The 7374-nt window shown below is 67.9% G+C and carries 5 protein-coding genes, 4 tRNA genes and 3 pseudogenes; 3 read left to right on the plus strand and 9 right to left on the minus strand.

Translation table 11 applies throughout. The annotated features are described in order from the left end of the window. From ABZ281_RS29775 to ABZ281_RS29785, 3 genes and pseudogenes are all read right to left on the minus strand, one after another. Nucleotides 1–266: pseudogene (locus tag ABZ281_RS29775) on the minus strand (hypothetical protein); the annotation flags it as partial. A gap of 120 nt (nucleotides 267–386) precedes the next feature. Continuing rightward, nucleotides 387–734: an SDR family oxidoreductase gene (locus ABZ281_RS29780; protein WP_356660444.1), complete on the minus strand. Its 348-nt coding sequence runs from the start codon at nucleotides 732–734 to the stop codon at nucleotides 387–389. 90 nt (nucleotides 735–824) lie between these two features. After that, nucleotides 825–1490, minus strand: coding sequence for a TetR/AcrR family transcriptional regulator (locus ABZ281_RS29785; protein WP_356660438.1), 666 nt, complete (start codon nucleotides 1488–1490; stop codon nucleotides 825–827). A 109-nt stretch (nucleotides 1491–1599) separates the two neighbouring features. On the opposite strand from ABZ281_RS29785, the gene ABZ281_RS29790 reads away from it, so the two are divergent. Continuing rightward, entirely contained in the window at nucleotides 1600–2544 is a 945-nt protein-coding gene (locus tag ABZ281_RS29790) for an SDR family NAD(P)-dependent oxidoreductase (protein ID WP_356660440.1), read from the plus strand. Here the strand turns inward: ABZ281_RS29790 and ABZ281_RS29795 are convergent. The 6 genes and pseudogenes from ABZ281_RS29795 to ABZ281_RS29820 form a co-directional block, all read right to left on the minus strand. Continuing rightward, nucleotides 2499–2714 (minus strand): annotated as a pseudogene (locus tag ABZ281_RS29795) (VOC family protein); the annotation flags it as partial. The gene ABZ281_RS29790 and the pseudogene ABZ281_RS29795 overlap by 46 nt on opposite strands. A 547-nt stretch (nucleotides 2715–3261) precedes the next feature. Then, nucleotides 3262–3338: transfer RNA gene (locus ABZ281_RS29800), tRNA-OTHER, on the minus strand. Between the two features lie 157 nt (nucleotides 3339–3495). Beyond that, nucleotides 3496–4137 (minus strand): hypothetical protein, encoded by a 642-nt coding sequence (locus tag ABZ281_RS29805; protein WP_356660442.1) that lies wholly within the window; start codon nucleotides 4135–4137, stop codon nucleotides 3496–3498. A 1737-nt stretch (nucleotides 4138–5874) separates the two neighbouring features. Then, nucleotides 5875–5948 (minus strand) — tRNA-Ile (locus ABZ281_RS29810). A gap of 189 nt (nucleotides 5949–6137) precedes the next feature. Continuing rightward, a tRNA-Asn gene (locus ABZ281_RS29815) sits at nucleotides 6138–6210 on the minus strand. Between the two features lie 5 nt (nucleotides 6211–6215). Further along, nucleotides 6216–6288 (minus strand) — tRNA-Asn (locus tag ABZ281_RS29820). A gap of 160 nt (nucleotides 6289–6448) precedes the next feature. Here ABZ281_RS29820 and ABZ281_RS29825 point away from each other — a divergent pair. After that, a complete protein-coding gene (locus ABZ281_RS29825) occupies nucleotides 6449–6754 on the plus strand; it encodes a YtxH domain-containing protein (RefSeq protein ID WP_221758190.1) in 306 nt (101 codons plus the stop codon). Nucleotides 6755–6925: 171 nt separating this feature from the next. Further along, nucleotides 6926–7327: pseudogene (locus tag ABZ281_RS29830) on the plus strand (FGGY family carbohydrate kinase); the annotation flags it as partial. Nucleotides 7328–7374 lie beyond the last annotated feature (47 nt).

The following is a 7374-nucleotide window of genomic DNA, read 5'->3' on the forward strand; positions in this document are numbered from 1 at the left end:
TCCCAGCTGTACCAGCCGCCGCGGTTGCAGCCCATCTGTACCAGCCAGGGCCAGACCTCTCCGGGCGGCGCCGGCAGGGTCGTGGCCATGGTCGAGGTGCCGTCGGCATCGGGGATGAGGCCATCGCCGGGGAGGTCGCGGTCGGCTTCGTCGGGTGTCGTGCCCCAGGTCAGCACCCGCGGCCGCAGGAAAACGCCGTACAGGGCCAGGGCGGCGGCCGCCACACCCAACGGACGTCGCCCGGCCCCGGGCCGGTGCTCGTTCATGTCCTCAGCGTCGCAGCTCAGTATCGGTGCCACCACAGGAACTCGGCACCGCCGACCCCAGAGCCCGACTCGAACTGAGTGCCGTCACTTCACGCACGGCATGTCGTTGGCCTCCCAGGGTCAGTCGGCGGGAGTCAGGACGGTGGGCGGGCCGGCGGTGACACCGCCGGCCAGGACGAACTCCACGCCGGTCGAGAAGGTGGCGTCGGTGGCGATGAAGAGGACCATGCGGGCGACCTCCTCGGGTTCACCAAATCGCGGGAGGGGTTGTCCGGCGGTGAACGACTCGTCGAAGTCGGCCGTCATCCCGGTGCGCACCGCACCGGGATGGACGGAGCAGACACGGATCCCGTCCGGGGCCAGTCCCAGAGCCGCGGCCTTGGTCAGCCCGCGCAGTGCCCACTTGCTGGTCACATACGCTCCGATGCCGGCATAGCCAGTAATGCCTCCGCGGGAACGCCCGTTCAGGGTCTACGTGGTTCTGGCCCCCCCATCGGCCGAGCGTGAGAACTACAGAGGTTTTGGCCTGTCCGGTGCAACACGGGTCAGGGGCACGGGTCAGGGGCGGGGCAGCACGCCCAGGAGGGTTGCGGTCAGGGCCAGCTTCAAGGAGTCCTTCAGCTCCAGATGGAAGCGGGCCAGGTCGGGCTCGGCCTGGTAGGCCGCCTGCAGGCTGGGTGGGGGTGTGCTGTACGCCGACAGCGCACCGGCCATGACCATGGTTTGCAGGCTGAACAGTGTTGCGTTCTCGCCCAGCTCCGGCAGGTACTTCTGGATCAGGGCGGTCATGGTGGTCAGGCGGTCCAGGGAGGCGCGCTTGTAGCGTGCGACGACCTCGACGGAGACGTTGTGTTCCAGGACACCGCCCTGTGCGCCGAAGAGGTCGCACAGCACCACTCGGCCGGAGAGCGAGCGGCTGAGGATCTCGGCCACCGCGGCCGCGCGCTCGGCCATGGGTAGATTTTCGTCGACGCCGGCGGACAACTCGCCTGCCAGTTCCGTCAGCCACTCCTGCAGGAAGCGGTCCAGCAGTTCCAGCAGCACCGCCTCGCGGGACTCGAAGTAGCGCAGCACGTTCGGCTTCGCCAGGCCTACCCGGCGGCTGAGCTCGTTCAGGGTGACCGCGGCCACGGGCATCTCGTCGAGCATCGCCGACGCCATGCCGAGGATCGCCCGTCGGCGGATCTCCCGCTGCTCTTCGGTTCGCGCCCGCTGGAAAGTCACGCTCACCAGCCTAACTTAGGTACCTGCGGTACGTTGACAACGTACCGTGAGTACCTTAACGTCGTCGACACAAGATACCTTCGGTACGTTGGCCAGTTGGGAGCCTGACATGAACGAGAAGTGGACGACGGCGAATATTCCGGACCAGCGCGGGCGGGTGGCCGTGGTGACCGGGGCAAACACCGGACTGGGGTACGAGACCGCCAAGGCGCTCGCCGAGCGCGGGGCGTCCGTGGTGCTCGCCGTGCGCAACGTCGAGAAGGGCGAGCAGGCCGCGGCCCGCATGACCGGCGACGTGACCGTGCAGGCGTTGGACCTGACCTCGCTCTCCTCCGTCCGGACCGCGGCGGCGGCGCTGCGGTCCCGGCTCGACCGGATCGACCTGCTGATCAACAACGCCGGCGTGATGTACACCCCGAAGCAGACCACCCGGGACGGTTTCGAGATGCAGTTCGGCACCAACCACCTCGGCCACTTCGCGCTCACCGGGCTGCTGTTGGACCTGATGCTGCCGGTGCCCGGCTCGCGCGTGGTGACGGTCAGCAGCACCGGCCACCGCATCCGGGCCGCGATCCACTTCGACGACCTGCAGTGGGAGCGGTCGTACAGCCGGGTCGCCGCCTATGGTCAGTCCAAGCTCGCCAACCTGATGTTCACGTACGAGCTGCAGCGCCGACTCGCCACGCACGGCACCACCGTCGCGGTGGCCGCGCACCCCGGCATGTCCAGCACCGAGCTCGCCCGCAACACCCCGGCGGCCCTTCGGCTTCCGCTCACCTGGCTCACGCCGCTGATCACCCAGACGCCGGCGATGGGAGCGCTGCCGACCCTGCGCGCCGCCACCGACCCCACCGCGCTCGGCGGCCAGTACTACGGTCCCGGAGGACGCAACGAGGTCAAGGGCCACCCCCGGCTGGTCACCTCCAGCCCGGAGTCGTACGAGGCAGCCGTCCAGCAGCGGCTGTGGGCCGTCTCCGAAGACCTCACCGGGGTGAAGATCCCCGTCGTTCAGTCCCAGAACTCGTTTCCCTCCGGATCGGCCATCACGATGTAACCTGCGCCGGCGGGAGACGTCGGCCCGTCGCGGCGCAAGCGGGTGGCGCCGAGACCGACGAGGCACTCGCACTCCGCGTCGAGGGCGGCCATCCGCTCGTCGCCGTGCAGACCGGGTGCGGCGCGTACGTCCAGGTGCAGGCGGTTGTTGGCCGCCTTGCCCTCCTGCAGGACACCCAGGGCAAGGCCGACATGCGACGCGGATGCTGATCCACGCTCAGGCGGCCATCACCCGCCTTTGCATTGCTGCGGGAGAGATCGTGGGCCTCTCAGAGCCGCCGCTACACCTGGGTTCCGGGTGGTTTCTTCTTCGGGCCGTTACTTTCCCCTCGGCCATCGCCAGACGCTCTCCCAGCACCACCTGCTGCCGCTGAACACCAAGTGGCCCATCGGCACGCAGGCCGACATCGCCCCACCCACGCCCGCGCAGCCAGCCGATGAGCCAACGAAACGCCCCGTAGACACCCTCAGTCTGGACACGACCGCACCGCCCCGGCCCCTGTACGGCCCCTGAGTCTTGGCATGGGCCGTCAAGGCAGTCGCCCAGACGGCGAGCGACACCCTCGATCATCTACTCAGCCGCAGGTCAGATGGGTTGGAGCTGCCCCGAGCGCCGCCGGACTCCAAACCCACGAGCAGCGGATTCAGTCCGTTCAGGCAAAGTTGACGCTCCGACACCCAAAAACGAACGTTTCAGCAGGTCAGAAGCCTGTACAGGTGGGGCGGGTGGGACTCGAACCCACGGCCGACGGATTATGAGTCCATTCAGGATCTTGGCGGTCCTTGCCATTTCACGTCGATTCATGGCGTTCTTGCAGGTCACGCGAGTGCATCCCTGTCGGCCTTGCACGGTCCTTGTCGGTTGGTTCCGGTCCTTGTGGTCCCTATGTGGTCCCTGCGGTTCCTCTGAGATGCCTGTCCGGCACGGAATCCTCCGTGCCGGACAGGCATCTCAGTCATCTCTTCCGGTGCTCTCGCTCGGCAGGAAGGTATGGCGTGCCCAGAGGCCCAGCATTACTGTTCCACCGACCAACAGCGATACCGGGTCGTAGGCAAGAGGAGTCAACGCGTATCCGAGCGCCGTGACGGTGCAGACTGTCAGGACAATGAACGCGCTCCCCGACCGCAGCATCGGCCGACCTGCGACCAGTACGCTCCCCCCGCCGGGCACCCAGGGTCCGACAGCGATTGCCAGCAGTCCCGCGGTAACGCAGACGTCGCCCAGTTGGAATGACATCGCCTCGGAGCCATGTGGGCCGCCGATCATCCGCAGTCGCAGGGTGTCGCCGATCAGCATGAGGAACAGTCCGACGATCGCTGCCCACACAGTGGCCTGCTGGTCGCACCGTACGAGACGTCGCAGGACGAGCAGAAAACTGAGGGACACGACTTCCGAGGCCCAAAGGACGCCGATCATCCCCGTCTCCGGCCGCCAGCCATCACCGGTTCTCCCCAGGAATACCCATCCGGCCATGAGCACAGCCCCGGCCGTGACGGCCCCATCAAGCACGCGCCGCAGCCACGCGTGCCGACCGGTACCGGCATCGGCGGCGACCACCAGACCGGCCATCCCCAGACCGACCGCGATCGTCACTCCGGTGACCACCGCCAAACCGGCCAAGCCTCGTGAGTCCAGTCCCTGCGCCGGTTGCGCCCACAGCGCGGTAGTCGCGGCCCGATAGACGCCCCCGGCGGTCGTAGATCCCGCCAACAGCAGCAGCCGCTTCCGCACCCGCCCACTCGCGCCCCAGACACGGAGCAGCAAAGAGAACGTCAACACCCAGCAGCTGATGGACGGTCCGAGGGACATCATCCGCGCCGCCAGACCCTCGCCTGCCCACCATCCGGGGCAGTCGGCACTGTTCCAACAAGACATTCCACAGCGGCCGCGCTCCAGACACTTACCCATGCCCAATGGCAGCAACTCGTCTGGAACGTGAGCCCGTCCGACGGCTTCCCCAACCTCAACATGCAGGTGCGCCTTTCAACCGGCGCCGGCCGTCAGGACCTCCCCCACGGCCGTCGGCCCCGTACACAGACCGTACGAGACTCACCACCAGCACCGGGCGGAAAAGTCAGCTGACTCACTCATGTTGCGTAAAGAGAGAACAGCCCGCGGCCACAGTCTCGTGAGCTTCTGGACAAGAACCGGCTGAAGGCTCCCCGCGCAGAAGGCACCTCGGCATCGTGGACTGGCTCACGGCCCGCCGCCACTCCATCGGCCCGGGGCGCAACGACTACCCGCCGGCCCGTGGACTTCAGTTCCCGCAGCCAACTGGTGCTCGGTCGGCTGTCGGACGCGGACGAGGCCGTTCCCTCCCCCGGTACCGTGCTCCTCGGCCGTGATCTGACCCTACATCTCGTCCAGCCGTTGCTGGTGCACGCCCTCACTGATGAAGTCCTCCAAAAATCCCCAGGGCTGCTCGCGTTCCAGCGTTGTTCAAGGGTGCTTTGCCCCGGGGTGCGTTCATGGGCGGTTCGGGCAGCCAGTCGCGCGCCGGGTCGTACTCCAGCCATCGGCTCTGCCCTGCTTGCGCGGCGCAGGCGGCGGTGAGGCCGTCCAGCCCAGGGTGTCCGTTGCCTGTGCGCCACAGCAGCGACCAAGCGTACAGCGGTGCGGGGTTGACCAGGGGAATAGAACGCAGCCCGGGACCTCCGGCAGCGGCACGTCGGCGGGCAGCAGCGAGAAGCGTCGCGGGTCCTGCGCCACATCGGCGAGGAAGTGGGCAAGGCCCAGGTTGACGCTCGCGGCTCTGTCCTGGATGTCGAATCGGTCGGCGAACTGGTGGAGGAAGTCGAGCCGCTCCAGCTCACCGGGTGCCAACAGCAGGCTGCCGCGCAGCTGGCCTCCAGGTAGCCGTTCGTCCGCTCGACCAGATCCTTCAGTCCGGGTCGCGGGGCCCGGCAAAGGATCACCTTGCAGGCCAGCAGCCCGGCCAGGGCGGCGAACTCATGCCCCCGGCGGCGTCCGATGGCCGGCTCGTTGTCCCACTGCACGCGTGATCCGACCGGGCGCTCTGCGGACGAAGGCTCACAGCCGACGAATGAGCAGGGACCCAGCCGGAAAACCTACACACGCGAGGCATCGGCGCCGTCTTGGTCCCTGTCTGGTCCCTGGATCGTGGCTCCGAGCCCCAGGGCAGCTGTTCCCGGGTCCGACAACCACCCTGACCACCTGCTCCGCCCCAGGTCAGAGCCGCGCCCCTACTCGCGGACGGCGCCAGACTCAGAAGAATCCGAACTCGCGAGCAGCGGATTCAGTCCGTTGAGAGCAAGTTGACGTTCAGACGCTCAACGCGGAACGTTTCCGCAGGTCAGAAGCCTGCACAGGTGGGGCGGGTGGGACTCGAACCCACGGCCGACGGATTATGAGTCCGCTGCTCTAACCGGCTGAGCTACCGCCCCATAGCGGCGTGTCGCGTACATGTGTGCGCGCCGTCTGCCGCAGCATAGCCGCTCATACGATCTCCTGCTTCGGCTGGGCGGCTTCGCACGGCCTACGTGACCTTGAGGACTGCGCCGGGTGCCGCGCGGTTCCCGGACAGCGGAACGGACATGAAAAAGGACCCCTGAGAGGGGTCCTCGTTCAACCTGCTCCCCCGACTGGACTCGAACCAGTAACCTGCCGGTTAACAGCCGGCTGCTCTGCCAATTGAGCTACGGAGGACCGAGCTCCTCGGACTGGACTCGAACCAGTAACCTGCCGGTTAACAGCCGGCTGCTCTGCCAATTGAGCTACCGAGGAAGGTCTCGTTTTGCATCGAACGCACCTACCTGGGTATCCGCCAGGGGGCGCGCGTTCGCTGCGACACATACATTAGCGCAAGCAGGGGGGTGCTCCGCCAATCGGCACTCCCCGGTACCGACGCCGCACCGGAGACCTACGCAAGGAAAGGGTGGCCGCCATGCGTTACCGGCTCACGTTCGTCGCCGGAGTCGTCCTGGGTTACGTGCTGGGCACGAGGGCCGGACGCGAGCGCTACGAGCAGCTCAAGAAGTCAGCCCGGCAGTTCGCTCAGAACCCCGCCGTCCGCAACACCGCGGAGACGGCGGCCCACCAGGGCCGCGAGTTCGCGGGCAAGGCGTACCACGTGGTGAGCGACAAGGTCGGCGACCGTGTCCCCGAATCGGTGGCGGAACGCGTCCGCCACCTCCGCGACCGAGCCACCCACAACGGCGGCGAGGACGACTGGGGCACGAGCAATACGTGACCCCTTGATGCCGAACATGCCGGCGCCCCGAAAGGGGCGCGGGGCTGTATCGATGTGCGGCTCCGCCGCGTGGGCGCGACCAGCCACGACGGCCCCGCAGCGAGCCCTGGACGAGAACCCCGACGGCGCCCACGGCTCCAGCCGGCGCAGCGGTACGGCAGAATTTTGGCCATGGGGATAGTCGCCGGGTTGGACAGTTCACCCGATTTCACTCGTATCGTCGTCTGTGACACGGACTCCGGAGCCGTGCTCAGGCAGGGATATGCGCAGCATCCGGTGGAAGGCCCCGAAGGCGGCGGCCGGCCGTCGGACGTCGATCCGCAGGCCTGGCTGCTCTCCCTGGGCGAGGCCGCGGGCGGCGGGCTGCTGGAGGGCGTGCAGGCGATCGGCGTCTCGGCGCAGCAGAACGCCGTCGTGCCGCTGGACGCGCAGGGCAACACCGTGCGGCCGGCGATGGTCGGCGGCGACAAGCGCACGCAGGTCGCCGCGGCCGATCTGGTCGACGCGCTCGGCGGGCGCGAGGCGTGGGCGCAGGCAGTGGGCTGTGTGAAGCTGGGCGCGCTGCCGATCACGTAGCTGGGCTGGCTGGGCCGGTCCGAGGCGGAGATCGCGCTGCGCAC

Source organism: Streptomyces sp. NPDC006265, from assembly GCF_040613555.1.
Lineage (GTDB): Bacteria > Actinomycetota > Actinomycetes > Streptomycetales > Streptomycetaceae > Streptomyces.

Excerpts from the sequence above, each read along its gene's own strand:
- ABZ281_RS29790 (WP_356660440.1), top strand. The coding sequence starts at position 1,600 with ATGAACGAGAAGTGGACGACGGCGAATATTCCGGACCAGCGCGGGCGG.
- ABZ281_RS29825 (WP_221758190.1), top strand. The coding sequence starts at position 6,449 with ATGCGTTACCGGCTCACGTTCGTCGCCGGAGTCGTCCTGGGTTACGTG.